Here is a 26,412-nt window from a genome sequence, read left to right as displayed (position 1 = left end):
CATGGTTTGCGTCAACCTTGGGTTGACGATCAGGTTTGCGCGGTCGTCGTAGCGGAGAGCGAGACCTCGATGCGCGTGCCCTCGCCTCCCACCGCGAGCACGTCACCGAAGCCCTCCACCAGCGACTCGACGAGGACGGGCAGGTCGGGGACCGCGGCGGAGTCTGCGTTGATTCCGATGCAGCAGTGGCTCGTGTGCGACATCAGCGTGATGTTGACGGCCGAGCCGACGGTGGGAGCGAACGGGTAGTACCTCAGCACCTCCGCCCCGGCCATGTACAGCGGGATCGGGGAACCCGGGACGTTCGACGCGAGAAAGTCGATGTGCTCGAGGATCCCACCCAGCACACCGGCCGGGAGCACGTTGAGCACACCCGCGATGGCGGACGAGAGCGGCACGGCCGGTTCGTCCCGCCACGACCGGACGATCCGGTCCACCCGGTGCATCGACGCGACCGGATCGGCGACATCGAGGGGAAGAGCGAACCGCGCCAGGGTGATCCGGTTTCCTCCGATCGCGTCACTCTCGCGCCGGAGACTGATCGGCAGCGTCGCCCTCAGTTCGGCGACCTGCGCGCCGTGCCGGGAATGGTAGTGCTTCAGCCCCAACAGGATTCCGGCCAGGAAAGCGTCGTTGAGCGAGGAGTTCGCTGCCCGTCCGGCCTGCCGCAGAGCGTCGAGCGGCAGATCGAGGGCTGCGACCTCCCGGACGGTGCTGCGGCCGATCATCACCGGGGAGAGCGTCGTGAACACCGGTTGCACGAACCGGGCCGTCGAGCGGGCCGTGTCCACCACGCTGCGCAGCGCCGCGACCGGATTCGTCACCGACCTCAGACCGGAACGCACGAGCCACGGCACACCCCTCTCCACCATCTCGCCGGCCGTCGAGAGGTACCAACCCACGGAATCGGCGAGGGCCGACGCGGGAGCCGAGGTCGGCGGATCCTCGGGCAGTGGCCCGCGGTCGGTACCGTCGCGCTCGAAGTCGACCATCTCGTTCGCGATCTGAATGCCGCCGATGCCGTCGGTGAGCGAGTGGTGCACCTTGAGAACGATCGCGGCGCGACCGTCGGCGAGGCCGTCGACGATCGTCGCCTCCCAGAGGGGACGGTCCTTGTCGAAGGCCGACATCGCCGCGGCGCGCACGAGCGGGAGCACGGCGTCCAGTCCCCCGGGATGCGGGAGCGCGATGCGCCGCAGATGCCAGGACAGGTCGAAGTCGGGGTCGTCCACCCATCGCGGTGGGGTCCGCCCGAACGGGGATTCGACGAGCTTGCGGCGGAAGCTCGGCACCGCACGTGTTCCGCGCTCCATCATCCGGACGAAGCGCTCCTGGTCGGGTGACCGGTCGAGCAGAGCCACCGCGACGATCGTGGACCGCAGGACGGGGTCCTTCTCCATCCGCCACGACATCAGATCCGGCTGCGACATGTGCCGACCGTCCGCACCCATGCGCACCACCTCCCGCCTCCGGTTCTCCTCGCACGGTAACCGCCGCGATGTGCGGATACCGGCGATATCGGCCCGCGAACAGCACCGATGGGCCGGATCGAGGACCTTTCGCTCATGCTGACGCAAACCCTGGTCCCCCGCCGACGGATCGCACAGGATCGGTGACGACTTCGACGCCGTCGAAGTTCGCTCCCCATCGCCAGTACCGTGAGGAAGTCCATGCCCCGTCTACGTCGTGCCGGATCGGCGGCCGTCATCGCGCTCCTTCTGACCGCGGTCGCGGCATGTAGCTCCGGTTCCTCAGGCGATGGCCTCGCTTCCGACAGCGCGCTGCCCACGGAGATCCCGGCGGGCACCAAGCTCGTCATCGCCGACCAGGGTGAGCGACAGCTGTCCCTCCTCACCGGTTCCGGACAACTCGACGCCCTGCCGTTCGAGTACGAGTTCGCGACCTTCCAGGGCGCGCCCGCGATCCTCGAGGCCTTCCGCGCCGACGCGGTCGACGTCGCGTGGGCCGGCGAGATCATGACCGTCCAGTCGCTGGTCGCCGGTGACGACGTGCAGGTCGTCGCGGCCATGCAGACGAACAACAGCCTCAACATGGGCATCGCCCCGAACGCTTCGGACATCACGACGCTCGCGGACCTGAAGGGCAAGCGCATCGGCTACGCCGAGGGCACCTCGCAGCAGGCCTTCGTGCTCCGCGGTCTCGACAAGGCAGGCCTGTCGGTCGACGACGTCGAGCTCGTGTCGATGTCGCTGCCGGATTTCCCGGATGCACTGCGCTCCAACCAGATCGACGCCGCCCCGATGAGCGAGCCGGTCTTCTCCCGGTACATGCAGACCCCGGGTGCGACGTCGCTGCCGCGCCCCGAGATCGAGGACCTCAGCGAAGGCATCTCGTACCTCTACTCGAGCAAGAAGGCCCTGTCCGACCCGGCGACCGCCGCAGCGGTCCGCGCCTACGTCACCGCGTACATCACGTCCGTCGACTGGGCCGACAACAACCGCGACGCGTACATCGACACCTACTTCGTGAAGAGCCAGGGCCTGACGGCCGAGGCCGGCGAGCGCATCCTCGACACCTCCGGGATCACCACCTTCCCGCACCTCGACGAGGAGCTCATCGCGACCCAGCAGCACACCATCGACGTCATCGATGCCGCCGGTGAACTGCCCAAGCCCGTCGACGCCGCCGACGCCTTCGATCTGCGCTTCGACGAGGTCGTCACCGAAGCGGTCGCCGAGACCGGCGCCTCCCACACCCGCAGCTGACCTTCCGAGGGGAATCCGACATGACGAACCGCCAGCTCAACCTCAACGCCTTCATCTACCCGACCGGCCACCACGAGGCCTCGTGGCGCCATTCCGGCAGCGTGCCCGAGCGTCTCTACGACGTCACCTACTTCCAGGAACTCGCCCGCCTCGCGGAGAGCGCGAAACTCGACGCGGTGTTCTTCGCCGACGGTCCGGCTCTGCGCACCGAGGTGAAATACCGTCCGGACTACGGCCTCGAACCGATCACCACGCTCGCCGCGATGGCCACGGTCACCACGCATCTCGGGCTGATCGCCACGGCGTCGACCACCTACTACGAGCCCTACAACCTCGCCCGGTTGTTCTCCTCGCTCGATCACATCTCCGGTGGCCGCGCCGCCTGGAACATCGTCACCACCGCGACCGACGCAGCGGCAGCGAACTTCGGGTACACCGAACACCCCGACGTGCACGAACGATACGCCCGGGCACGCGAATTCGTCGACGCCGCGATCAAGCTGTGGGATTCGTGGGAGGACGACGCACTCGTCCTCGACAAGACCGCCGGCGTCTACGCCGACCCGGACAAGATCCACCGCATCGACGTCGAGGGTGACTACGTCAAGGTGCGCGGCCCGTTCGGTTCGGCCCGCTCGCCGCAAGGGCGCCCGGTGCTCGTGCAGGCCGGATCCTCCAACGACGGCCGCGATTTCGCGTCGACCTACGCCGAGGCGATCTTCACCGCGCACCAGCGCATCGAGGACGCCCAGGCCTTCTACACCGACATCAAGACCCGCGCAGCAGCATTCGGACGCAACCCCGATCACGTGAAGATCCTTCCCGGCCTGAGCCCGTTCATCGGCGCAACCGAGGCCGAAGCGAAGGAACTGCATCGCGAGTTCAACGAACTCACCATCGTCGAATACGGTCTCGGGCAGCTCCAGAAGATGGGCCGCATCGACGTGTCCCGGCTCGAGTTGGACGAGAAGGTGCCGGTCGAATTGTTCGCCGGCGCAGGCGACATCACCGACAACAACAACAGCCGCCGCCTGGTCTTCGCGAAGATCGTCGAGCGCGAACAGCCGACCCTGCGTCAGCTGCTGCACAAGCTCGCCGGCGCACGCGGCCACAACGTCGTCGCGGGCACGCCGGTGCAGATCGCCGACATCATCGAGGAGTGGTTCACCAACGGCGCCGCCGACGGCTTCAACATCATGCCGCCGCAGTACCCGCAGGGCCTCGAGGCGTTCGCTTCCCAGGTGGTGCCGATCCTGCAGGAGCGCAGCCTGTTCCGGACCGAGTACACCGGCACCACCCTGCGCGACCACTACGGCTTGCCGCGTCCGGAGAGCCAGTACGCACACGAACTCGCCCTGTCCGGTGCCACCGGTGATTTCGCACCGGGCGGCGCCACCGGCGACTTCGCACTGTCCGGCGTCTGATCGAACCGACGAAAGGACTGGAGCCATGAGCGTCTCCGTCGAACCCCGGCGTTTCGGCAGTGGCCTGGCCGGTGACGCCGACACCGACCAGAAGCCCGACTCCGGCGCGACGGCCGACCTGTCGCCGCGCACGACCCGCAGCCGCCTCGCTCCCGGCAAGCCGATCAAGTTCGGCCTGGCGATCGGCCCGGCGCTGCTGCTGGTGGCATGGATCGTCACCTCGGCCACCGGGGTACTCGATCCGAAGACCCTCTCGGCGCCGTGGACGGTCGTCACCACCGCATGGGAACTGATCGGCGACGGGCGACTGCAGTCGAACCTGTGGACCTCCGTCCAGCGCGCCCTGATCGGCGGGGTCATCGGCGTCGTCCTCGGACTGGTGCTCGCACTGGCCGCCGGCCTGTCGCGCATCGGTGAGGCGCTGATCGACGGACCGGTGCAGATCAAGCGCTCCATCCCCACCCTGGCGTTGATGCCGCTGGCGATCCTGTGGTTCGGCATCGGCGAGGAGATGAAGATCCTGCTCATCGCCCTGTCGGTCTTCGTCCCCGTCTACATCAACACCTACTCGGCGCTGCGCGGCATCGACGCCCGCTACGTCGAACTGGCCGAGACGCTGGATCTGTCCCGCGCCCAGTTCGTCCGGCGCATCGCCCTGCCGGGGGCGCTGCCCGGTTTCTTCACCGGCCTGCGCCTGGCGGTGACCATCTCGTGGCTGGCCCTGGTGGTCGTCGAGCAGGTCAACGCTTCGAGCGGTATCGGCTACCTGATGTACCAGGCCCGCAATTACGGCATGACCGAGATCATCATCGTCGGACTGGTGGTCTACGCGATCCTCGGATTCGGCAGCGACCTGCTGGTCCGTGCGGCAGAGAGGAAGGCGCTGGCATGGCGCAGGACGATCGGCAACTGACCGTACGCACCCGGGGACTGAGCCGCGGCTTCGACGGACGCGCGGTGCTGAACAACATCGACCTCGAGATCGCCCCCGGCGAGTTCGTGGCACTGCTCGGCCGCAGCGGCTCGGGCAAGAGCACCCTGTTGCGTGCCCTGGCCGAACTCGACCACGGCGTGCCCGGTTCTGGCACCCTCGAGGTGCCGCAGAAGCGGGCGGTGGTCTTCCAGGACTCGCGACTGCTGCCCTGGGCGCGGGTGCTCGACAACGTGATCCTCGGCCTCGACGGCGACGACGCCGCCGAGCGCGGCCGCACGGCCCTGGCGGAGGTCGGGCTCGCCGGACGCGAGAAGGCCTGGCCCACCGAGCTGTCCGGGGGTGAACAGCAGCGGGTGTCGCTGGCGCGGTCGCTCGTGCGCGAACCCGAACTGTTGCTCGCCGACGAACCGTTCGGTGCCCTCGACGCACTGACGAAGATCAGGATGCACGGACTGCTGCAGGAACTGTGCGCCAAGCACCGGCCCGCGGTCCTGCTCGTCACCCACGACGTGGACGAGGCCATCGCTCTCGCCGACCGCGTGCTCGTGCTCGACCACGGCTCGTTCGCCGTCGAACTGACCATCGACCTGCCGCATCCGCGAGCCGATCACGTCGTCGAGATCGCGGAGTACCGCCGCACCCTGCTCGAGGCACTGGGGGTCGAGGTCGCCGTCTGAGCGATCCACGCTGTCTCCGATGGAGCGCCCCCCCGCTCCGTCTCCGTCCGAGCGATCCGCTCCGGAGCGATCGATGAGAGAGAATCGAATCGTCGCTCCGGAGTCGCCGACGGGAGATGCATCGTGTGTGGACGCTATGCCAGCACCAGTACCCGTGGGGATCTGCTCGCGGCCTACGACGCCGTCGAGGCAGTGGGTGAGGAACTGCCCCCGTCGTACAACATCGCCCCCACCCAGCGCGTGAACGTCGTGCTCGAGCGGGCGCCACGCGAGGACCCGGATGCCGAGCCGATCCGCATCGTGTCCTCGCAGATCAAGTGGGGGCTCGTGCCGTTCTGGGCGAAGGACCCGAAGATCGGGTCGCGGATGATCAACGCCCGGTCCGAGACCATCACCCAGAAGCCGGCCTTCAAGGCGGCCGCGGCGAAGCGGCGGTGCGTGCTGCCGGCCGACGGATACTACGAGTGGATGAAGGGTGAGGACGGGAAGAAGATCCCGTTCTTCCTGCACGCGGACGGGCCGATCTCGATGGCCGGGCTCTACGAGCTGTGGCCGGACCCGGAGCTGCCGGAGGACCATCCCGACCGCTGGTTGTGGACGTGCACCGTGCTGACCCGTCCGGCGACCGACGCCGCCGGGCACATCCACGAACGGTCGCCGGTGATCCTGCCCGACACCTTCGTCGATCCGTGGCTCGATCCCGACCTGAAGAACCGCAACGACGTCGACGCCCTGCTGAATTCGATTCCCGAACCGACCCTCGAACCGTACGAGGTGAGCACAGCGGTCAATTCGCCGCGGAACAACAACCCCGACCTGCTTCGTCCTGTCGATTCGTGATATTTCGGCCGTATGGCGTTCCCCACGTCGGACCGGAACGAATATCGGAATTGACTAAAGTTGCCGGGTGCGACAATCACGGCTGACTCCGACCGGTTCGACGACGCCTCCGTTCCTCACCGGATCTCGCGGTACCGCCGTCGCGGTGATCGCGTCGCTCGTCTCCGCGGGTGTGCTCATCGCGATCCTCGTCAGAAGCGAACTCATCGACTTCCTGGTCTACCGGATGGGCGCGCGGGTCCTGCTCGACGGCGCCGACATCTACGGACAGATGCCTCCGGTGACCGATGACTTCGCGTTGCCGTTCACCTACCCGCCGCTGTCGGCGATGCTCTTCGCTCCCCTGGCGCTGATCCCCGTGACGTTCGGCAAGATCGTCTTCACCCTCGTCTCGGTCGCCGCGCTCGTCGTCACCCTACGGGTCGTGCTGGACCGGCTCCGTCCGGACTTCGAGGCGCGGACGGCGTGGATCGTCACCGCGGTCGCGGTCGCCGGAGCACTGTTGCTCGAACCCGTGCGTGAGACGATCTCGTTCGGGCAGATCAACCTCGTCCTGATGGCGCTCGTCGCCCTCGACGTCCTGGTGAAGACCCCGAAGTGGCCGCGCGGAATGCTGATCGGACTGGCCGCCGCCGTCAAGCTCACGCCCATCGCGTTCCTGCTGCTGTTCCTGCTGCGGCGCGACCGGCGGACCAGTGCCATCATCATCGCGTCGACCTTCGGGTTCACCGCCCTCGCATTCGCCGTGATGCCCGCGACCTCCGCGAAGTACTGGCTGGACACCCTGCCCGACACCGGCCGGATCGGCGCGGCGTACTTCGCCACCAACCAGTCCTTCAAGGCCGTGATCTCCCGCTTCGGGCCGCCCGAACTCATGGCTTCCGTGCTGTGGCTGCTGGCCGTCGCGGTGATGCTGCTGGTCGCGGTGGTGGCCATCCGCCGTGCCCTCGAGCAGGGCGATCTCGTGCTCGCCCTGTTCGCGAACGCGACGGCCGTGCTGCTGGCGTCGCCGGTGTCGTGGTCGCACCACTGGGTGTGGGTCGCGCCGGCACTGCTGGCCCTCGCACTAGCGGCGTGGCGCGCAACCGATGCGCAGAGGCTCACCGCGATCGCCGTCGGCGTCGCGCTCGTTTTCCTGATCGGCCCGCACCACCTGTTCCCCACGGGAGGCGATCTCGAACTCGGCTGGGCCGCATGGCAGCACCTGCTCGGCACGCTCTACGTCACGGCCGGATTCGGATTCCTGCTCTGGCTCGCCTTCGGTCGGCGGACCGATCCGGACTCCGCCTCACCGAAACAACTGCCGAACGCGGAGACCGCGAGTTGATCGTGTAGACGGTGCGCCGGTTGACGGGCATCCGGGTTGTTGTTCGCGAAAGGCCGACGAGAACCCGGAAAGAACGTAATAGTGAGAGGATGTCGCCCCCGCACAGGACGGTCGACAACTCGATTACGAGAAAGCCCATCAACTGCATCCGAGGGGAGAACACCGTGACCGATGTTTCGTCGCAGGGCCCGGCCCGGAGAGACGACCGACGTGTGTTGACGAACCGCCAGGGCCATCCCGTATACGACAACCAGAATCAGAGGACGGTGGGCCCACGCGGACCCGCGACGCTGGAGAACTATCAGTTCCTCGAAAAGATCAGCCATTTCGATCGAGAACGCATTCCGGAAAGAGTGGTGCACGCGCGCGGTTTCGTCGCCTACGGATATTTCGAAGCCACCGGGAAATGGGGCGATGAACCCATCACGAACTACACGCGCGCGAAACTCTTCGCCGAGCCGGGGAAGCGGACCGACGTCGCCATCCGGCTCTCCACGGTCATCGGTGGACGCGACTCGTCGGAAACCGCCCGCGATCCGCGAGGTTTCGCGGTCAAGTTCTACACCGAGGACGGTAACTGGGATCTTGTCGGAAACAACCTCGCGGTCTTCTTCATTCGCGACGCGATCAAGTTCCCCGACGTCATCCATTCGCTGAAGCCCGACCCCGTCACTTTCCGGCAGGAACCCGCACGCATCTTCGACTTCATGTCGCAGACCCCCGAAGCAATGCACATGCTGGTGAATCTGTTCAGTCCCCGGGGCATTCCGGCCAACTACCGGACTCAGCAGGGCTTCGGGGTCAACACCTACAAGTGGGTCAACGCCGAGGGCGTGACACACCTCGTGAAATACCATTGGATTCCGAAGATCGGTGTCAAGAGCCTGACCGAGGACGACGCGGCGGCCATTCAGGCGCACGATCTCGGGCATGCCAGCAAGGACATGTACGAGGCCATCGAGCGCGGTGACCATCCCGAATGGGAACTGCGCGTACAGATGATGAGCGACGACGACCATCCGGAGTTGAACTTCGACCCCCTGGACGACACGAAGGTCTGGCCGGAGAACGAATTCCCCGCCATGCCGGTCGGCAGGATGGTGATCGACCGCAACGTCGAGAACCACTTCCTCGAGAACGAACAGATCTCCTTCGGCACCGGCGTCCTCGTCGACGGACTCGACTTTTCCGACGACAAGATGCTCGTAGGACGCACGTTCTCCTATTCCGACACGCAGCGTTACCGGGTGGGTCCCAATTACCTGCAACTTCCGGTCAACTCGGCGAAGAACGCCCACGTGGCCACCAATCAGCAGGGCGGACCGATGGCATACGGCGTCGACGATGTCGGCGACAACCCGCACGTGAACTACGAACCGTCCATCACCGGCGGTCTGCGCGAGGCCGAGTTCCCGACCCACGACGATCAGGGGCCGGAGATCCGGGGTCGTCTCACGCGCAAACGTATTCCGCGTACCAACGACTACGAGCAGGCCGGTCAGCGCTACCAGCTCATGGAGCAGTGGGAGAAGGACGACCTGGTGAAGAACCTCGTCGACGGTATCGGGCAGGCCGTCCGCGACGTGCAGGAGCGGATGGTGTGGCACTTCTTCATGTGCGACGACGAGCTCGGACAACGCGTCGGCGACGGACTCGGTATCAGTGCCGACGACGTACGGGATCTACCTCCGTTGCAGAGCCAGACCCTCGACGAGGACGAACTGCAACGCGCAGCGAATCTCGGCAAGAACGGTCCCCGTGATGTGACCGGATTACAGATGACGCATTGCGTGCCCAACGAGCGCGAGGTCCACGCGTCCTCGTAGCGTCCGTCCGTCTCGGCCCGGTGGGCAGTCACTTGTCGAAGTGGCTGCCCACCGGTCGTTCTCCGGAACCGTTCTCAGGCGGTGACGTCGACGACCACCCGGCCGCGCACCTTGCCCGCGAGGATCTCCTCGGCTAGTCGCGGGACGTCCGAGAGCGGTTCGACCCGCGACAGCGAATCCAGGGTGCTCGCAGGCAGATCGCGGGCGAGACGATCCCATGCCGACCGGCGCAGCGGAGCCGGCGCCATCACCGAGTCGACGCCCAGCAAGGCGACGCCGCGCAGGATGTGCGGCATCACCGTGGCATCGGGCATCGACGGCGACTCCGTGAGACCGCACGCGGCGACGGCACCGCCGTAGCGGATCTGCGACAGCACGTTCACGAGCGTCGAACCGCCCACCGCGTCCACCGCGGCATCCCAGCGTTCCTTGCCCAGGGGCCGGCCCTTGCCCTGCAGTTCGGCGCGGTCGACGAACGACGACGCACCGAGTTCGCTCAGGAAGTCGTGGGTCTCGGGACGGCCGGTCGCGGCGACGACCGTGTGTCCCGCGGCAGCGGCGAGGGCGACGGCGATCGACCCGACGCCACCGGCCGCGCCGGTGACGAGCAGTTCAGCGTCCGATGCGATCCCGTACCGCTCGAGCGCGTCGAGGCACAGGGCGGACGTGTAGCCGGCGGTGCCGATGGCCATGGCGTCGCGGGTGGAGAAGGCGTCGGGGATGCGCACGAGCCATTCGGGCTTCACACGCTGGCGCCGGGTGTACCCGCCCGACTGGGTCTCGGACAGACCCCAGCCGTTGACGACGACGCGGTCGCCCGGCTTCCAGTCGGGATTGCTGCTCTCGAGGACTGTCCCGGCGAGATCGGCTCCGGCGACCAGCGGGGTGCGTCGCGCCATCTTCTGCGGTCCCGCGATCACGAGACCATCCTTGTAGTTCAGCGAGGAGTACTCGACCTCGACGAGGACGTCGTGGTCGGGAAGGTCGGTGTCGGTCAGTTCGCGGAACTGTGCCACCTGGCCGTCGTCGGTGTCGTCGACGACCAGGGCACGGAAGGAGGACTGCTGTGTCATGGATCCGATCCTGACAGGCCGTCCTCCTCGCTGCAGCCGAAAGCGGTCAGGCCGCGTGTGCGCGGAACCGTCGCAGTCGCAGGCTGTTGGAGACCACGAAGACCGACGAGAACGCCATCGCGGCACCGGCGAGCATCGGGTTCAGCAGGCCCGCGGCCGCCAGCGGCAGTGCCGCGACGTTGTATGCGAACGCCCAGAACAGGTTGCCCTTGATCGTCGTCAGCGTCCGGCGCGACAACCGGATGGCGTCGACCGCGACCATGAGGTCGCCGCGGACCAACGTCAGGTCGCTCGCCTCGATCGCGACGTCGGTGCCCGTGCCCATCGCCAGGCCCAGGTCGGCGCGGGCGAGCGCCGCGGCGTCGTTGACACCGTCGCCGACCATCGCGACCACCGCGCCTTCGCGCTGGAGTCGCTCGACCACGTCGACCTTGTCGGTGGGCAGCACGTCGGCGATCACGTCGGCCTCGTCGATGCCGACCTCGGCCGCCACGGTGTGCGCGACGGCGGCGTTGTCGCCGGTGAGCAGGATCGGACGCAGGCCGAGTTCCCGCAGTTCGGCGACGGCCTTCGCGGAGGTCGGCTTGACTGCGTCCGCCACGACGACGATGCCGCGGGCCTTTCCGTTCCAGCCGACGGCGATGGCCGTGCCACCGGACTTCTGGGCCTGCTCGAACGCCTGCTGCAGCTTCTCGGAGAGGTGCTGCGACCAGTCGGCCAGCAGCTTCGGGCGTCCCACCAGCACCGCGCGGCTGGTGTCACCGTCGACGAGCACTCCCTGGACACCGAGACCCTCGACGTTCGTGAAGTCCTCGACCTGGGGCAGGCCGCCGAACCTGTCCGCAGCAGCATCGCTGACGGCACGTGCGATCGGGTGTTCCGACGCCGACTCGAGTGCCCCGGCGTACCGCAGCACCTCGTCGGCGTTCTCACCGTCGTCGGCGACGACCTCGCGCAGGGTCATCCGGCCGGTGGTGACCGTGCCGGTCTTGTCGAGGACCACGGTGTCGACCGAGCGGGTCGATTCGAGGACCTCGGGGCCCTTGATGAGGATGCCGAGCTGAGCGCCGCGACCGGTACCGACCATCAGCGCGGTCGGGGTGGCCAGGCCGAGGGCGCAGGGGCAGGCGATGATCAGCACGGCGACCGCCGCGGTGAAGGCCGCCGCGGGCCCGTTGCCGGTGCCGAGCCAGAAACCGAGGGTGCCGGCCGCGATCAGCAGGACGATCGGCACGAAGATGCCGGAGATCCGGTCGGCCAGACGCTGCACCTGGGCCTTGCCGTTCTGGGCGTCCTCCACCAGCTTCGCCATCTGCGCGAGCTGGGTGTCGGAGCCCACGCGGGTCGCGCGCACCACAAGTCGTCCACCGACGTCGACCGTTCCGCCGACGACACTGTCGCCCACACCGACCTCGACGGGAACCGATTCACCGGTCAGCATCGACGCGTCGACCGCCGACGTGCCCCGTTCGATCACACCGTCGGTGGCGATCTTCTCGCCCGGGCGCACGACGAACAGATCTCCGACTGCCAACTGCTCCAACGGAATTCGGGTCTCGGTGGTCCCGTCCGGTCCGAGGACCGCGACGTCCTTGGCTCCGAGTTCGAGCAGGGCACGCAGGGCGGCGCCGGCACGTCGCTTCGACCGTTGCTCGAAGTAGCGCCCGGCGAGGATGAACGTCGTGACACCGGCCGCGGCCTCGAGATAGATGTTGCCGCTGCCGTCGCCCCGCGCGATGGTGAATTCGAACGGGTGGACCATCCCCGGTTCACCCGCCGTTCCCCAGAACAGGGCGTAGACCGACCACCCTAGGGCGGCAAGGGTTCCCAGCGACACGAGCGTGTCCATGGTGGACGTGCCGTGGCGCAGGTTGATCCACGCCGCCCGGTGGAAGGGCCAGGCACCCCACACCACGACCGGCGCGGCGAGGGTGAGCGAAAGCCACTGCCAGTTGGTGAACTGCAGGGCCGGGATCATCGCCATCGCGATCACCGGCACCGTCAGGATCGCCGAAACGACGAGCCTGTGACGAAGCGGCGCAACGGGATCGGATTCGGGCACGTCACCGGTCCGGCCGGTCGCCTGCGCGGACGGCGGCGGCAGTGCGGCGCCGTAGCCGGCCTGTTCGACGACCGTGACGAGATCCTCGGGTGTCACGTCGTCGGGGTAGCTGACCTTCGCCTTCTCCGTGGCGTAGTTGACGGTCGCGGTGACGCCGTCGAGCTTGTTGAGCTTGCGCTCGATGCGATTGGCGCAGGATGCGCAGGTCATGCCGGTGATGGCGAGCTCGATCGATTCGGCGGCGACCGGCTGACTCTGCGTGGTCATGTGCGTCTCCTCGGAAGAATGGGCCGTCAGCGGCCGGAATGGCTGTGGTCACCGTGTGCGCCGGGCCCCGGCTGCACCTCGCCGGTGCCTCCGGCGGTGAGGGTGAAGGCCGCGGTGCGAACCACTCCGTCGTGCTGGAAGTCGAGATAGAGGTGATAGGTGCCGGCACTCGGGACGGAGGTGTGGAAGACGACCTCGGGACCGGGTCGTGTGGTGCCGTCGCCGGGTGTCCCGTCCGGGTGGACGTGCAGATAGGCGAGGTCGCCGCCGCGCAGTGCCACCAGGTGTCCGTAGGCACCGAGATAGGGCTGCAGGTCGGTGAGCGGCCGTCCGTCCTTGCTCACCGTGAGGGTGAGCATCGCGTCGCTGCCCGACGACAGGTCGCCGTCGAGGGTGACCTCGTAGTCGTCGACGGTTGCGGTGCGGTTGTCGGCCTGCGGTGCGGCAGGAACGAATTCGCCTGCCACCGCGAGGTCGGTGCCCAACGTGAGCGGCTCTTCCCCGGTGGGTGTGAAGTCGGTGAAGACCCGCCACGTGCCGGGCGTGAGGTCGACGTCGACGGACCAGATGCCGGTGTTCTCGTCGAGCACGGGATGGACGTGCTGGAAGCCGGTGAAGTCGCGGCGCACGGCGATCAGGTGCAGCTCTTTGTCGTGGGTGACGTCGAAGTCGGTCACCGGCGCGCCGCCGGGACCGTTGATCGCGAATGTCAGGTTCCTGTCCTCGCCCGACTCGAGGTTCGCCTCGGCGAGTGCGAGGGCATAACCGTTCCGGTACGTCATCAGTCCTCCCGGGATTTCTTCCACAGCAGGTGTTTCCGCGGCGTCGCCGGTGGCGGTGCCATTACCGTGACCGGCGTCGTGGGCGCTCGCGGCAGGATCCTCGGTCTGCTCCTCCACCGGGCCGACGGTCGCGCCGACGAGCAACGCGATACCGAAGACCGCGGCTACGGCGGTGACGAAGCCGGTGAGCTTGGCCGGGGTGTTCATGCGAGGCTGTAGCCGGCCTCCTCGACGGCGGCCGCGACGGCGGCATCGTCGAGGGACTCGGCGCTCGTGACGGTGACGGCACCGGTGGCCAGATCGACCTCGACGTTCTCGACGCCCGGGATCTCCTGGACCTCTTCGGTGACCGACGCGACGCAGTGCTGGCAGGTCATGCCGGTGACGGTGTAGGTGCTGGTCTGGCTCATGGGAACTCCTCGGATACGGGTCGTGAACGGGTCTGGACGATCAGGAACGGACGAGTCGCGCGATGGCGTCGCTGGCTTCCTTCAACTTGAGATCGGCCTCGTCGCCGCCGGCGCGCACGGCACCGGCCACGCAGTGCGCCATGTGCTCGTCGAGCAGACCGAGCGCGACGGCCTCGAGAGCCTTCTTCATCGCCGCGATCTGCGTGAGGATGTCGATGCAGTACTTCTCTTCCTCGACCATCCGCTGCAAGCCGCGGGCCTGCCCCTCGATGCGACGCAGTCGCTTGAGGTAGTCGGCCTTGGTGTTGTTGGCGATGTAGCTGTGCTGATGCGCGTCGTCGTGTGCGACGGCCTCGGTGTGCACGGTTTCGCTCGAGGTATTCGGCATCGGAGTCGTCCTTGTCGGTGCGCTCGGTGGTCGTCCTGACGAATACCATACCCCCCTAGGGTATGTACGACAAGGAGCGACCACCGAGAGACATCACCCCTGGTCGACGGCCGGGGCGATCACCAGACTCGCGAGCCGACCGGCCGCATCGAGACGGAAGCAGTAATCCAGGTCGACGACACCCCCGGGGAAGTTCCCTTCGATTCGGCACCGCACCGACACCCGATCCGAGGCGGCGTCGCCGTCGGCGGAGATCGGGGTTGTGGTGTACGAGAACTCACCCGCGACCCGGTCGAGCCACTCCCTGATCTCGGCCCTGCCACGATGGTCGGTGCCGTCGTCCGTCACGTGCACATCCTCCGCAAAGAGCGGAGTCGCCGCGGTGCGATCCTCGCCTGAAGCAAGAGCCAGGTAGGCGCGCACGGCATCCGGACACCGGTCGACCACGGAATTCGCCATTGCAGTTCCTCTCGATAGTCCTCGAAGTCACTTCTATTTTAGAAGTAACGGTGACTGCTAGAATAGCAGCGACGTCGAGGAGGTGGCATGGCCGGCAGAATTCGTCTCGAGGACCGCGAGTGTCCGCTGTCGACGACATTGGGCCTGGTCGGTGAGTGGTGGACGGTGCTGATACTCCACGACTGCTTCGACGGTTATTCGCGCTTCGACGAGTTCCAGGACAACACCGGGATCTCGTCGAGCATGCTCACGAGCAGATTGAAAGCGCTTGTCGAGGCAGGAATCCTGGAGCGGAAGCCGTATCAGGAACGACCCGTTCGTTACGAATACGTACTCACCGCGCTCGGCCGATCGCTACGGCCCGTGCTGATCGCGCTGGCGGCCTGGCGGAATGCGCAACTGGCCGCGCAGGAGCGGTCCATGATCCTGGTCGACTCACACACCGGCCGCGAAGTCGAGCCGGTGGTCGTCGATGCCGCCACCGGCGAGCGCGTCGACGATCCGCGATACATCTATACCGCCGGCCCGGCGGCGGGACCCGAGATGCGCAAACGCTATGCCCACAGAACCGGCACCGCGTCCGGACGCGCAGACGCAGACGCAGACGCTGGTCACGAGCCCACGGTGTCGTAACGACATTTCGTGCGGATGAGTCGTCGTTTCGGGGCGGGAGCGACATCCACGGCGCCCGGGTCACGCGCCGCACAACGAGCTCCCCGTGAAGCTCAGGGCACGTGCATCATCTTCCCTGCGAGGGTGAACAGACGGCGGGAGAGCCGGATGACGGGAATGCCCAGCGGAATCAGCAGGATCGTCACGCACAACACCGCGCCCAGGAGCATCACCACCGCGGCGACGATCCCCAGGACGGTGCCGAGCAGGGCGGTGAGAAGTCCGAGCACGACATCCAGTAGGCCACTCAGAGCACGCATGACGACCTCCTACCCCCATCCCCCATTATGCGCCGGTCGCAGGCGTTCACTTCCTCCAGAACAGGTGATGCACCACCCCGCTCGCGCTGGGCGCGACCTCGAGGTGGAAACGGTCCCGTAGTTCGTCCGGGGAGTCCCAGAGCTTCAGACCGGTGCCGTACCGCACCGGCGCCACCACGACGTGCATGGTGTCGACCAGATCGGCCTCGAGGAACTCACGGATGGTGGAGACGCCACCTCCGAGTCGGACGTCCTTGCCCTCCGCGGCGGCGCGAGCCTGTTCGAGCACCGCGGCCGGTTCACCGTTCACGAAATGGAAGGTGGTGTCGGAGAGCGTGAAGGACGGACGTTCGTGGTGGGTCAGAACGAACACGGGGGTATGGAACGGCGGCTCGTCACCCCACCAACCCTGCCATTCGTGGTCCTGCCACGAACCCCGCTAAGGACCGAACTTGTTGCGTCCCATGATCTCCGCACCGATATTGCAGGAGAAGTCCCGGATGAAGTAGTCGTCGAGCCCCCGGCTCCCGCCGGGTTCGGTGCGCAGGTGCCAACTCGCCGTGGCGCCGGCCCACTCGAACATCGGACCCGGATCCAGGCCGAAGGGACTCTCGAAGCTCTGGTCCTCTCTCGCGCCGATGCCGTCGCTCGACACCGAAAAGTTCTGTACTCGCAACAACTGGCTCACTCTCTTCTCCTCACATCCCGATCGATCGGTACGAAGAGGAAGACCCCGTGAACTACGCGAAGTCATCGGACGCTGCCCGGATCACGGAGACGGAACCGGCGCCGTTCCCACCCGGGCGAGGAGCGCGAGAGCGACTGCACCGACGGTGGTGACGACCAGGGCCACCGGGGCCAGACGGTCGACACCGGAACCGACGACCACGCCCCCGAGAGCGGCACCGGCGGCCACTCCGAGATTGAAGGTCGCAACCACAACCCCACCGGCGGTCGTGCGGAATCGCGCGGATGCGAGTCGGAGGACCCGGACCTGCATCGCAGGCGGGAACACCCCGGAGACGAGTCCCCATAACACGATCGCGATCACGAACAACACCGGCACCGTCGGCGCGACGGTCACGATGACGAAGGCCGTGAGCAGGGCGAGGACCGTGGCGGGGACGGTTGCTCTCGGCCAACGGTCCGACAACCATCCGGAGGCCGTGACACCGACAGCGCCGGCCGCTCCGAACACCGCCAGGAGAATCGCCAGAGATCCGGATCCGAACCGGGCCGCGTCGGTGACGATCATCGAGATGTAGGTGAACACCACGAAATGTCCCAGGAGCACGAGTGTTCCTGCCAGAGCCGTGCCCGTCGACGCGATCGCACTGCGGTTCCATCCGGAGCCCGAGGCGCGCTCGTCCACCCCGGAACTTCCGCCTCCGGTGGTCCTCCCGGGGTCGGTGAGGATCAGTGCGAGGGCGATCGCGGTGACCGCCAGAATCGCCGACGCCCCTCCGAAGACACCGCGCCAGCCCACGACGTCGACCAGTGCCGCCCCGATCGGAAGACCCACCAGTCCCGCGACCGCCGGACCTGCGAGCACGATCGCCAAGGCCCTCCCGATTCGGTCGGGTGCCACGATCTCGGAGACGTACACGACGATCACTGCCCAGAACACGCCGTGTGCGGCCGCGGAGACGATCCGGCCGGCGAGGGCGATCTCGAAGGTCGGAGCGAGCGACGTCGCCAGCACCGCGGCAGCCACCACCGCGAGCGCGGCCGGGAGCAGCCGAGTGCGGCGGACGTTCCGCGCGACCCGGACGAGCGGCATGCTCGTCACGGCGATCGTGAGCGCCCACGCGGTGACCAGGCCTCCCACCACGGCAGGTTCCACGCCCAGGCCGCCTCCGATCTGCGGTAGGAGGCCGGACGGGAGCATCTCCACGGTCACCGTCGCGAAGGTCGAGAAGGACAGGGCGATCAGCGCGGCCCGGGGAAGTGTGTGATCGGTCGAAGAAGCGTTCGACATCGTCGTCGCCGTGGGAATTCCCGTCGGTTCACGTGCGTCGGTATCGGTCATGGCACCATGCTGAACGTTGACATCAGTGTCAAGGTCAAGCCCGAAACGGGGAGAGTCATGCGAATGAACGCGGGGTCTTCCCAGGTTCGACGACAGCCGTCCGGCCCGCTGACACCGCGCGTGCCTGCTGGTATTTTCGTGTCCAGTGATCAGCACCGTGTATCCGTGAGACAGATGTCCCGCGCCATCCGCGAACCGCGCCTGCAGGCGGCGGTGATTCCGTGTGCCCTGAGAGGGAACCCGCGCCAGGGTTCCCCGATCCCGTCATGCATCGGAATCGACTCTCGGAGTTCACATGCTCACCCCATCACTTCACTCGTCCCCATCACCGACCGTTCACCGATCCGATCTTCGGGGCGACTGCAGCCGCTGCTTCGCACTGTGTTGCACGGCTTTCGGATTCACGAGATCTTCGGACTTCGCCGAGGACAAGCCTGCCGGGTCGCCGTGCCGGCATCTCGATGCGCCCTTCTCGTGCACCATCCATGAGACGCTGTCATCCCGCGGCTTCCGCGGTTGCACGGTCTTCGACTGTTTCGGTGCGGGACAGGTGGTCTCCCAGCAGCTGTTCGCCGGCGTGAGTTGGCGGGACCGACCCGAGACCCGCGACCGGATGTTCTCGGCATTCGCCGTTGTGAAAGAACTGCACGAGATGATGTGGCACCTGCTCGAAGCCCAGCAACGTACCTACGATCCGGATATCGCCGACGACGCGCGGGAGCTCGTCGAATCCCTTGCCTCCCTAACCCGAAGGAGCGTGGACGAACTCGAGTCCCTCGAGATCGGCGGGATACGCGCATCCGTTCGACCGGTCCTGCTGGAGGTCAGTGCGGAGGTGCGCGCTTCGTACTTCGCGGACGACGAGGGGATGGATCCCGATCTCGTCCCGGGCGCCGACCTCGCGGGCACCGATCTGCGTGGCCACCGGTTGTGCGGCGCCGACCTGCGGAACGCACTGCTCATCGGCGCCGACCTCCGAGGATGCGACCTCGCGGGAGCGGACCTGCTCGGCGCGGATCTCCGCGGCGCGCGGGTGGAGGACGCCGATCTGTCCCTCGCGCTGTATCTCACCGGCCCGCAACTCGCCGCCGCGCACGGCAATCGACGGACGGGAGTACCCACGGGCGTGCCGGTACCGCGGAGTTGGTCGAGCGAGTAGCCGATCGGGAAGGGCGCGGCCACCCCGCGCCCTTCCTTTCGCTCAGGGAAACCCGATGCGGCGGCACACCAGCATGTGGTGGGCGCCCTTCTGGAATCGGTAGTCGACCTCCACGACCTCACCGTCGATACCGTGTTCCCGGAGGTCGTCGAGCAGTTCGTCCAGGTAGGGCCAGAGGACCGAGGTTCCGGACTCCACGAGCGGGAAGATGCGCAGTTCGTCCTGGGCGACACGCATCAGTTCCCGGATCGCGTCGAGGTGGAAGGTGCGGTCGAGCCGGCCGGGCAGTCCAGGCACGGTGATGGTTCCTCTCGGATCGAGGCCGGCAACGACAGCGGGATCGGGATCGGGCAAACGAAAACGAGGTCACGATCTCCGAAGAGTTCGTGACCTCGTCCGTCGCAGTTCGTGAAACTGCACACTGTGGGCGAAGGGGGACTTGAACCCCCACGTCCCGAAGGACACTGGCACCTGAAGCCAGCGCGTCTGCCATTCCGCCACTCGCCCGAGCAACGCCGAAAACAGTAACACACACCGGAGCCAAACAACTATTCGCCTGGTCAGAGGGCTGCGAGCGCCGTCGGCCCGATCGCCGAGCACATCCGTCGGAGACGTGCCGAATACCGCAGGGTCGAATCCGAGAAAAAGTGGATACCATGCAGTGACGAGATCTGCATTGCGACACGCTGAGTACGGAAAGGGGGTCGCCATGGGTATCGCCCAGCGCTTCGAGCGCAAACTCCAGGCCGCGATCGGCGACGCTTTCGCCCGCGTGTTCGGCGGCGGCGTCGTGCCCCAGGAAGTCGAGGCGGCGCTGCAGCAGGAGGCAACGGACGGCGTCCAACAGCTCGATCGGGGCCACATGCTCGCCCCCAATCACTACGTCATCACGATCAGCGAAACCGATCACGACGCCCTCGCAGCGGATCGGGACTTGACTGTGAAGGCATTCTCCCGTCACCTTGAGGACTTCATCCGAGAACAGGGATGGCAGACATACGGTGAGATCCAAGTCGTCTTCGAGTCGTCGTCGGCACTGCACACCGGGCAGTTCCGGACTCGCGGCTCGGTAGATCCCGATGCGGGGCGCTCAGCGACGCGTGCTCCGTCACCGCGGAACCCACAGAACCGCCCACCCGTGACCTCTGAACCAGGAGCTGGCCCAATGACGCAGAACCCCGGCTACGACCCCAGCCGTGACCCCGCCGAGGCGGAACCGCAGTACGCACGGAACGGTCACGCGCACGTCGGCCAGGAGCAGCGCTACAACCAGGGCTACGGCAACGCCGGCTACGACCAGGCTCAGGGCGGCTACGACCAGCAGGGTGGTTACGACCAGCAGGCGTACGGCCAGGCCTACAGTGAGCAGGACTACCAGCAGGGCGGCTACGACCAGGGCGGTTACGACCAGCAGGCCTACGGTGCCCAGGGCGCCCAGCCGCAGGCGTACAGCCAGGACTACGGCCACGACTACCCGCAGCAGGGTGGCTACGACCAGCAGGCGTACGGCCAGCAGGGTTACGCCCAGCCCGGCTACGACCAGGGCTACCAGGACCAGGGCTACCAGCAGGGTGGCTACGACCAGCAGGCCTACGGTCAGCAGAGCTACGCACAGCCGGGCTACGACCAGCAGTACGGCGCGCAGCAGGGCGGTTACGACCAGGGCTACGCCGCCGCGGCCCCCGGCTACGACCAGGGTTACCAGCAGGCCGGCTACCAGTCCCCCGCCGCCGGCCGGGTGCTGACCGCGACGCTCCAGCTCGAGGACGGCAGCGGCCGCTACTACCAGCTCCGCGAGGGCAGCAACATCATCGGCCGCGGCCAGGACGCACAGTTCCGCTTGCCCGACACCGGCGTCTCGCGTCGCCACATCGACATCCGCTGGGACGGCCAGGTCGCGATGCTCTCCGATCTCGGGTCGACGAACGGCACGACGGTCAACGGCGCCTCGGTGCAGGACTGGCAGCTCGCCGATGGTGACGTGATTCGCGCCGGGCACTCCGAAATCCTCGTGCGCATCCTCTGATCAGCCGGTATCGAAAGACCTACCGGACCCGTTCATACCGTCCGACGCGTGTGACAGCGCGTCGGACGCTGCATGGAGTCGTCCGGTGTCCGTATTGTGAGTGACCGCACGACCTGGAATACGACCGGTCGACTACCCCGAAGGAGGATGCACCGTGCAGGGGCTGATTCTGCAGCTGACCCGAGCGGGATTCCTCCTCCTGCTGTGGTTGTTCGTATGGGCGGTGTTGCGCACGCTCCGGTCCGACATCTACGCCGGTGCCGCGCGACCGCTCCCGCGTTACTCGCCCAAGCAGTCGGTGCTGCCGACGCTGAGCCGTAACAAGACCGCCAAGTACCTGGTGGTCACGCAGGGCGCGCTGGCCGGCACGAGGATCACGCTCGGCACCCAGCCGGTTCTCATCGGCCGTGCCGACGACTCCACACTCGTGCTGACCGACGACTACGCATCCACGCGCCACGCACGCCTGTCGCCACGAGGTTCCGACTGGTACGTCGAAGACCTGGGGTCGACGAACGGCACGTATCTCGACCGCGCGAAGGTCACCACCGCTGTCCGTGTCCCGCTCGGAACCCCGGTCCGGGTGGGCAAGACCGTGATCGAGCTCCGCCCGTGACCCTCGTACTCCGATATGCCGCCCGCAGCGATCGCGGCCTCGTGCGCTCCAACAACGAGGACTCCGTCTACGCCGGTGCCCGCCTGCTCGCCCTCGCCGACGGCATGGGCGGCCACGCGGCCGGTGAGGTCGCCTCACAGCTGATGATCGCGGCGCTCGCCCACCTCGACGACGACGAGCCGGGCGGCGACCTCCTCGGCAAGCTCGCCGCGGCCGTCCGCGAAGGCAACGCCTCCATCGCCGACCAGGTCGAGGAAGAACCCGAACTCGACGGCATGGGCACGACGCTCACGGCCATCCTCTTCGCAGGCAGCAAACTCGGACTCGCCCACATCGGCGATTCCCGCGCCTATCTGCTGCGCGACGACCAGCTCACCCAGATCACCCGCGACGACACCTTCGTGCAGTCGCTCGTGGACGAGGGCCGCATCACCCCCGAGCAGGCGCACACGCACCCGCAGCGCTCGTTGATCATGCGCGCGCTGACGGGCAGCGAGGTCGAACCGACCCTCACCGTGCGCGAGGCCCGCGCCGGCGACCGCTATCTGGTGTGCTCCGACGGCCTGTCCGACGTCGTCAGCGACGAGACGATCGCCGACACCATGCGGCAGGGCACGCACGACGAGTGCGCCGACCGGCTCATCGAGCTGGCGCTGCGCAGCGGCGGCCCCGACAACGTCACCGTGGTCGTCGCCGACGTGATCGATCTCGACTACGGCCAGTCGCATCCCATCGTCGCCGGAGCGGCATCCGCGGACGACGACGAGGACACTCCCCCGCCGAACACCGCAGCGGGTCGCGCCGCCGCGATGCGGCCACCGCGCGCCACCCCGAAGCGGGTCATCAACAAGGCCCCGGAGCCGGCGCCGAAGAAGAAGCGCAGCCGCCTGTGGTGGCCGGTCGCCGCCGTCGTGATCATCGCGGTGCTGGTCGGTGGTCTGTTCGTCGGCCGCCAGCTGATCCGCAACAACTACTACGTCAGCGCCGACGACGGTCGCGTGACCGTGCTGCGCGGCATCCCCGGCGACGTCTTCGGCTACTCGCTGCAGGAGGCCGCGCGCGTCGGGTGCATCACCGACGAGGGCGACCTCACGCTCGTCGACCCCGCCAGCGCGTCGTGCCGGGTGATGCTCGTCGACGATCTGTGGCCTGCCGCCCGCGAACAGGTCCGTGCCGGTCTTCCGTCGGGGTCGCTCGACGACACCCGCGAGCAGATGCAGCGGCTCGCCGAACTGGACCTGCTGCCGGTGTGCACCCCGGAGGAACCCGAGCCCACTCCCGCACCGGCCCCCGGGCCGGGCGAGCCGGCGCCGGCTCCCGGACCGAACGGCACCCCGCCCACCGAGACACCCACGGTGCAGCCGCCGGCGTCCGGTGAGCCGCAGCCGGGCCAACCGGCACCGGCCTCCCAGCCCGGCGAACTGCTTCCCGGCGAGCCGACTCCCGGCGAACCCGCTCCGAACACGGAGCCGGCTCCCGAGCCCGCGCCCCAGATCCCCGGTCAGAACTGCAGGGTGGGCGCCTGATGTCGGTGTCCCATGGTGTGGGGGACTTCCCGAGCCCTCCGGGAGGTTTCGCCCCGGCGCCCGTCCAGTCGACCCGGCGCAACACCGAACTGGCCCTGATCGTCGCGGCCATCGGTGTCACGACGGTGTCGCTCATGCTCGTCGAGGTCTCGATGGAGCAGGCGCTGACCCTCGACCTGCTCAAGTACGGGGTGACTTTCGCTGCGCTGTTCCTCGCCGCGCACCTCGCGGTCCGGCGCTTCGCGAAGTACGCCGATCCCCTGCTGTTGCCGATCGTCGCGCTGCTCAACGGTCTCGGACTCGTGCTCATCCACCGGCTCGACCTGTCCGATCAGGAGAACGCCCGTTACATGGGCCTGCCGCCGCCGTCGCCCGATGCGACGCAGCAGGTGCTGTGGACGGCGCTCGGCATCGCGCTGTTCATCGTCGTGCTCGTGTTCCTGCACGACTACCGTCTGCTCGCGCGGTTCAGCTACACGCTCGGTCTCATCGGCCTGATCGCACTCGCGATCCCGGCCCTGCTGCCGAGCAGGTTCTCCGAGGTCAACGGCGCCAAGATCTGGATCCGGCTGCCCGGTTTCAGCATCCAGCCCGGCGAGTTCGCGAAGATCCTGCTGATCATCTTCTTCGCATCGGTCCTCGTGGCGAAGCGCGACCTGTTCACCACCGCAGGCAAGCACTTCCTGGGAATGGACTTCCCCCGCGCCCGCGATCTCGGCCCGATCCTGGCGGCCTGGATCATCTCGATCGGTGTGATGGTCTTCGAGAAGGACCTCGGCACGTCGCTGCTGCTGTTCACCACCGTGCTGGTGATGCTCTACATCGCGACCGAACGTGTCGGCTGGCTGATCATCGGATTCTCGTTGCTCGCCGTCGGCTTCTACGCGGCGTACCAGATGTTCGGTCACGTGCGGGTGCGCGTGGAGACCTGGCTCGATCCGCTCGCCGACTACAACAACACCGGCTACCAGATCTCCCAGTCGCTGTTCGGTCTCGCGACCGGCGGGGTCGCCGGCACCGGTCTGGGCAGCGGGCGGCCGGGGCAGGTGCCGTTCGCGAAGACCGACTTCATCGTCGCCGCGATCGGTGAGGAACTCGGCCTGATCGGCCTGGCCGCCATCCTGCTGTTGTTCCTGATCCTCGTCGTCCGCGGCATGCGCACGGCGCTGGCGGTGCGCGACAGCTTCGGCAAGCTGCTCGCCGCCGGCCTGTCGTTCACCCTCGCCGTCCAGCTGTTCGTGGTGGTCGGCGGTGTCACGAAGTTGATCCCCCTGACCGGCCTGACCACACCGTTCGTGTCCTACGGTGGTTCGTCGCTGCTCGCAAACTATCTGCTCCTGGCTCTGTTGATGAAGATCTCGCACGCTGCCCGCCAACCCGCGATCCCCCGTAAGAAGGCGCCCACGCCGATCGCCGAGGCCAAGACGGAAATGATGGGGCGCGAATGAACGGTCCGCTCCGCAAGGTCGCGATGGCCGTGATGTTCATGGTCGTCGCGCTGCTCGCAAACGCCACCTACGTGCAGGTCATCAAGGCCGACGATCTCCGTACCGATCCGCGCAACTCGCGTGTGCTGATCGACGAGTACTCCCGTCAGCGCGGACAGATCGTCGCGGCCGGTCAGGCTCTCGCGGTGTCGGTGCCCACCGACAGCCGCTACAAGTACCTGCGCGAATACCCGGCGCCGCCGACCCAGCCGATGAGCCCGCTGGCCTACGCGTCGGTGACCGGCTTCTACTCGATGCAATACGGCAGCACCGGACTCGAACGGTCCGAGGACTCGCTGCTCAACGGTTCCGACAACCTGCTGTTCGGACGTCGACTGTTCGACCTGGTGTCGGGCCGCAACCCACGCGGCGGAAACGTCGTGTCCACGATCGATCCGGTCGTTCAGCAGGTGGCCTACGACGAGCTGACCTCGAAGGGTTACACGGGCTCGGTGGTCGCGATCGAACCGAGCACCGGCAGGATCCTCGGGATGGTGAGCACGCCGAGTTACGACCCCAACCGGTTGTCGGGACACCACGGCGCCGCGACCTCGCAGGCCTGGGACGAGCTCAACGCCGATCCCGAGAAGCCGATGCTCAACCGCGCGATCTCCCAGACCTACCCTCCGGGCTCGACCTTCAAGGTCGTCGTGACGGCGGCCGCGCTCGAGAACGGCGTCACCCCCGACACGCAGTTCACCGCAGCGCCGCAGATCACCCTGCCCGACACCGCGACGACCCTCGAGAACTACGGCGGGGCCGCGTGCGGCGACGCATCGACGGTGACGCTGCGGGAGGCGTTCGCGCGGTCGTGCAACACGGCCTTCGTCGAGATGGGCATCGACGACGGACGCGAGGCCCTGGTCTCGCAGGCGGAGAAGCTCGGCATCGGCGAGACCCTCGACGTCCCGCTGCCCGTCGCGGCGAGCACCGTCGGCCCCATCCCGGACGGCGCGGCACTCGGCCAGTCGAGCATCGGCCAGCGGGATGTGGCCCTCACTCCGTTGCAGAACGCGTCGATCGCCGCGACCATCGCCAACGGCGGGGTGCGCATGAAGCCGTATCTCGTCGACCGTCGGCAGGGGCCCGACCTGACGGTGCTCGAGGAGACCAAGCCCGAATCGCTGGGCCAGGCGATCTCGCCGGAGGTCTCGGCGACCCTCACCGACCTGATGATCGGTGCCGAGAACAACGCCGGCGGTGGCGGTGCCATCCAGGGTGTGCAGATCGCGTCGAAGACGGGCACCGCGGAACACGGCAACGATCCGCGGAACACCCCGCCGCACACCTGGTACATCGCATTCGCACCTGCACAACAACCCCGCATCGCCGTCGCGGTGATCGTGGAGGACGGCGGCGACCGAGCACTCGCCGCGACCGGCGGTTCGGTGGCCGCCCCGATCGGACGGGCCGTCATCTCGGCCGGATTACAGGGAGGCTGA

The 26,412-nt window shown here is 67.4% G+C and carries 24 protein-coding genes, 1 tRNA gene and 1 pseudogene; 14 read left to right on the top strand and 12 right to left on the bottom strand.

The genetic code is table 11. From position 1 onward, the window contains the following. Positions 1-29: 29 nt before the first annotated feature. Positions 30-1,451, bottom strand: coding sequence for a wax ester/triacylglycerol synthase domain-containing protein (locus RBB84_RS21450; RefSeq protein ID WP_264720895.1), 1,422 nt, complete (start codon positions 1,449-1,451; stop codon positions 30-32). A gap of 219 nt (positions 1,452-1,670) precedes the next feature. Here RBB84_RS21450 and RBB84_RS21445 point away from each other — a divergent pair, with 219 nt between their 5' ends. The 7 genes from RBB84_RS21445 (at position 1,671) to RBB84_RS21415 (ending at position 9,754) form a co-directional block, all read left to right on the top strand. Further along, positions 1,671-2,726 carry an ABC transporter substrate-binding protein gene (locus RBB84_RS21445; RefSeq protein WP_350246775.1) on the top strand — a complete coding sequence of 352 codons (1,056 nt, stop codon included), beginning with the start codon at positions 1,671-1,673 and terminating at the stop codon, positions 2,724-2,726. 20 nt (positions 2,727-2,746) lie between these two features. Then, on the top strand, positions 2,747-4,150 hold the full coding sequence (locus RBB84_RS21440) for an LLM class flavin-dependent oxidoreductase (protein ID WP_006553318.1): 1,404 nt from the start codon (positions 2,747-2,749) through the stop codon (positions 4,148-4,150). 25 nt (positions 4,151-4,175) lie between these two features. Continuing rightward, complete coding sequence (locus tag RBB84_RS21435; protein WP_024102578.1) at positions 4,176-5,063, top strand: ABC transporter permease; 888 nt, start codon at positions 4,176-4,178, stop codon at positions 5,061-5,063. Next, entirely contained in the window at positions 5,039-5,761 is a 723-nt protein-coding gene (locus RBB84_RS21430; protein ID WP_019290435.1) for an ABC transporter ATP-binding protein, read from the top strand. The genes RBB84_RS21435 and RBB84_RS21430 overlap by 25 nt, the downstream gene beginning before the upstream one ends. Positions 5,762-5,884: 123 nt before the next feature. Next, entirely contained in the window at positions 5,885-6,601 is a 717-nt protein-coding gene (locus RBB84_RS21425) for an SOS response-associated peptidase (RefSeq protein ID WP_350246774.1), read from the top strand. 67 nt (positions 6,602-6,668) lie between these two features. After that, the gene (locus RBB84_RS21420; protein ID WP_350246772.1) at positions 6,669-7,928 is read left to right on the top strand and encodes a glycosyltransferase 87 family protein; all 1,260 of its coding nucleotides are present in this window, start codon (positions 6,669-6,671) and stop codon (positions 7,926-7,928) included. Between the two features lie 266 nt (positions 7,929-8,194). After that, on the top strand, positions 8,195-9,754 hold the full coding sequence (locus RBB84_RS21415) for a catalase (protein WP_269456331.1): 1,560 nt from the start codon (positions 8,195-8,197) through the stop codon (positions 9,752-9,754). A 74-nt stretch (positions 9,755-9,828) separates the two neighbouring features. On the opposite strand, the gene RBB84_RS21410 is transcribed toward RBB84_RS21415, so the two are convergent. The 6 genes from RBB84_RS21410 to RBB84_RS21385 all read right to left on the bottom strand — a co-directional run bounded on the left by RBB84_RS21410 (position 9,829) and on the right by RBB84_RS21385 (position 15,195). Next, positions 9,829-10,827 (bottom strand): MDR family oxidoreductase, encoded by a 999-nt coding sequence (locus RBB84_RS21410; RefSeq protein WP_024102576.1) that lies wholly within the window; start codon positions 10,825-10,827, stop codon positions 9,829-9,831. Positions 10,828-10,873: 46 nt separating this feature from the next. Then, positions 10,874-13,156, bottom strand: coding sequence for a heavy metal translocating P-type ATPase (locus tag RBB84_RS21405; protein WP_350246769.1), 2,283 nt, complete (start codon positions 13,154-13,156; stop codon positions 10,874-10,876). Between the two features lie 26 nt (positions 13,157-13,182). Continuing rightward, positions 13,183-14,145, bottom strand: coding sequence for a hypothetical protein (locus RBB84_RS21400; RefSeq protein WP_350246768.1), 963 nt, complete (start codon positions 14,143-14,145; stop codon positions 13,183-13,185). After that, on the bottom strand, positions 14,142-14,348 hold the full coding sequence (locus RBB84_RS21395; protein WP_016691112.1) for a cation transporter: 207 nt from the start codon (positions 14,346-14,348) through the stop codon (positions 14,142-14,144). Before RBB84_RS21395 ends, RBB84_RS21400 begins: the two co-directional genes overlap by 4 nt. Before the next feature lie 40 nt (positions 14,349-14,388). Further along, complete coding sequence (locus tag RBB84_RS21390) at positions 14,389-14,736, bottom strand: metal-sensitive transcriptional regulator (protein ID WP_350246767.1); 348 nt, start codon at positions 14,734-14,736, stop codon at positions 14,389-14,391. Between the two features lie 93 nt (positions 14,737-14,829). Next, positions 14,830-15,195 carry a nuclear transport factor 2 family protein gene (locus RBB84_RS21385; RefSeq protein ID WP_350246766.1) on the bottom strand — a complete coding sequence of 122 codons (366 nt, stop codon included), beginning with the start codon at positions 15,193-15,195 and terminating at the stop codon, positions 14,830-14,832. An 87-nt stretch (positions 15,196-15,282) separates the two neighbouring features. Here RBB84_RS21385 and RBB84_RS21380 point away from each other — a divergent pair, with 87 nt between their 5' ends. Further along, the gene (locus RBB84_RS21380) at positions 15,283-15,828 is read left to right on the top strand and encodes a helix-turn-helix domain-containing protein (RefSeq protein WP_350246765.1); all 546 of its coding nucleotides are present in this window, start codon (positions 15,283-15,285) and stop codon (positions 15,826-15,828) included. 92 nt (positions 15,829-15,920) lie between these two features. On the opposite strand, the gene RBB84_RS21375 is transcribed toward RBB84_RS21380, so the two are convergent. The 3 genes and pseudogenes from RBB84_RS21375 to RBB84_RS21365 form a co-directional block, all read right to left on the bottom strand. After that, positions 15,921-16,127: a hypothetical protein gene (locus tag RBB84_RS21375; RefSeq protein ID WP_006553307.1), complete on the bottom strand. Its 207-nt coding sequence runs from the start codon at positions 16,125-16,127 to the stop codon at positions 15,921-15,923. 46 nt (positions 16,128-16,173) lie between these two features. Beyond that, positions 16,174-16,815: pseudogene (locus RBB84_RS21370) on the bottom strand (dihydrofolate reductase family protein). Positions 16,816-16,896: 81 nt separating this feature from the next. Next, positions 16,897-18,156, bottom strand: coding sequence for an MFS transporter (locus tag RBB84_RS21365; protein WP_024102571.1), 1,260 nt, complete (start codon positions 18,154-18,156; stop codon positions 16,897-16,899). Between the two features lie 550 nt (positions 18,157-18,706). On the opposite strand from RBB84_RS21365, the gene RBB84_RS21360 reads away from it, so the two are divergent. Continuing rightward, on the top strand, positions 18,707-19,315 hold the full coding sequence (locus RBB84_RS21360) for a pentapeptide repeat-containing protein (protein WP_041803503.1): 609 nt from the start codon (positions 18,707-18,709) through the stop codon (positions 19,313-19,315). Positions 19,316-19,357: 42 nt separating this feature from the next. On the opposite strand, the gene RBB84_RS21355 is transcribed toward RBB84_RS21360, so the two are convergent. Both RBB84_RS21355 and RBB84_RS21350 read right to left on the bottom strand, forming a co-directional pair. Then, the gene (locus tag RBB84_RS21355) at positions 19,358-19,612 is read right to left on the bottom strand and encodes a hypothetical protein (protein ID WP_350246764.1); all 255 of its coding nucleotides are present in this window, start codon (positions 19,610-19,612) and stop codon (positions 19,358-19,360) included. A gap of 127 nt (positions 19,613-19,739) precedes the next feature. Beyond that, positions 19,740-19,822, bottom strand: a tRNA-Leu gene (locus RBB84_RS21350). A 202-nt stretch (positions 19,823-20,024) separates the two neighbouring features. On the opposite strand from RBB84_RS21350, the gene RBB84_RS21345 reads away from it, so the two are divergent. From RBB84_RS21345 to RBB84_RS21325, 5 genes are all read left to right on the top strand, one after another. Next, complete coding sequence (locus RBB84_RS21345) at positions 20,025-21,341, top strand: DUF3662 and FHA domain-containing protein (RefSeq protein ID WP_016691106.1); 1,317 nt, start codon at positions 20,025-20,027, stop codon at positions 21,339-21,341. A 154-nt stretch (positions 21,342-21,495) separates the two neighbouring features. Then, a complete protein-coding gene (locus RBB84_RS21340; RefSeq protein WP_006550946.1) occupies positions 21,496-21,957 on the top strand; it encodes an FHA domain-containing protein in 462 nt (153 codons plus the stop codon). Then, a complete protein-coding gene (locus tag RBB84_RS21335) occupies positions 21,954-23,483 on the top strand; it encodes a PP2C family serine/threonine-protein phosphatase (protein ID WP_064852647.1) in 1,530 nt (509 codons plus the stop codon). Before RBB84_RS21340 ends, RBB84_RS21335 begins: the two co-directional genes overlap by 4 nt. Further along, positions 23,483-24,931, top strand: coding sequence for an FtsW/RodA/SpoVE family cell cycle protein (locus tag RBB84_RS21330; protein WP_006550944.1), 1,449 nt, complete (start codon positions 23,483-23,485; stop codon positions 24,929-24,931). The genes RBB84_RS21335 and RBB84_RS21330 overlap by 1 nt, the downstream gene beginning before the upstream one ends. Then, positions 24,928-26,412, top strand: a complete 1,485-nt coding sequence (locus RBB84_RS21325; RefSeq protein ID WP_350246763.1) for a penicillin-binding protein 2 — start codon at positions 24,928-24,930, stop codon at positions 26,410-26,412. Before RBB84_RS21330 ends, RBB84_RS21325 begins: the two co-directional genes overlap by 4 nt.

The organism is Rhodococcus sp. D-6 (assembly GCF_040256695.1).
Classification (GTDB): Bacteria; Actinomycetota; Actinomycetes; order Mycobacteriales; family Mycobacteriaceae; genus Rhodococcus; species Rhodococcus pyridinivorans.
The sequence above is the reverse complement of the archived record's forward strand: the minus strand, read 5'-3'. Positions and strand labels throughout refer to the sequence as shown.

Excerpts from the sequence above, each read along its gene's own strand:
- RBB84_RS21450 (WP_264720895.1), bottom strand. The coding sequence starts at position 1,451 with ATGGGTGCGGACGGTCGGCACATGTCGCAGCCGGATCTGATGTCGTGG.
- RBB84_RS21445 (WP_350246775.1), top strand. The coding sequence starts at position 1,671 with ATGCCCCGTCTACGTCGTGCCGGATCGGCGGCCGTCATCGCGCTCCTT.
- RBB84_RS21440 (WP_006553318.1), top strand. The coding sequence starts at position 2,747 with ATGACGAACCGCCAGCTCAACCTCAACGCCTTCATCTACCCGACCGGC.
- RBB84_RS21435 (WP_024102578.1), top strand. The coding sequence starts at position 4,176 with ATGAGCGTCTCCGTCGAACCCCGGCGTTTCGGCAGTGGCCTGGCCGGT.
- RBB84_RS21430 (WP_019290435.1), top strand. The coding sequence starts at position 5,039 with ATGGCGCAGGACGATCGGCAACTGACCGTACGCACCCGGGGACTGAGC.
- RBB84_RS21410 (WP_024102576.1), bottom strand. The coding sequence starts at position 10,827 with ATGACACAGCAGTCCTCCTTCCGTGCCCTGGTCGTCGACGACACCGAC.
- RBB84_RS21405 (WP_350246769.1), bottom strand. The coding sequence starts at position 13,156 with ATGACCACGCAGAGTCAGCCGGTCGCCGCCGAATCGATCGAGCTCGCC.
- RBB84_RS21400 (WP_350246768.1), bottom strand. The coding sequence starts at position 14,145 with ATGAACACCCCGGCCAAGCTCACCGGCTTCGTCACCGCCGTAGCCGCG.
- RBB84_RS21395 (WP_016691112.1), bottom strand. The coding sequence starts at position 14,348 with ATGAGCCAGACCAGCACCTACACCGTCACCGGCATGACCTGCCAGCAC.
- RBB84_RS21390 (WP_350246767.1), bottom strand. The coding sequence starts at position 14,736 with ATGCCGAATACCTCGAGCGAAACCGTGCACACCGAGGCCGTCGCACAC.
- RBB84_RS21385 (WP_350246766.1), bottom strand. The coding sequence starts at position 15,195 with ATGGCGAATTCCGTGGTCGACCGGTGTCCGGATGCCGTGCGCGCCTAC.
- RBB84_RS21380 (WP_350246765.1), top strand. The coding sequence starts at position 15,283 with ATGGCCGGCAGAATTCGTCTCGAGGACCGCGAGTGTCCGCTGTCGACG.
- RBB84_RS21375 (WP_006553307.1), bottom strand. The coding sequence starts at position 16,127 with ATGCGTGCTCTGAGTGGCCTACTGGATGTCGTGCTCGGACTTCTCACC.
- RBB84_RS21365 (WP_024102571.1), bottom strand. The coding sequence starts at position 18,156 with ATGACCGATACCGACGCACGTGAACCGACGGGAATTCCCACGGCGACG.
- RBB84_RS21345 (WP_016691106.1), top strand. The coding sequence starts at position 20,025 with ATGGGTATCGCCCAGCGCTTCGAGCGCAAACTCCAGGCCGCGATCGGC.
- RBB84_RS21330 (WP_006550944.1), top strand. The coding sequence starts at position 23,483 with ATGTCGGTGTCCCATGGTGTGGGGGACTTCCCGAGCCCTCCGGGAGGT.
- RBB84_RS21325 (WP_350246763.1), top strand. The coding sequence starts at position 24,928 with ATGAACGGTCCGCTCCGCAAGGTCGCGATGGCCGTGATGTTCATGGTC.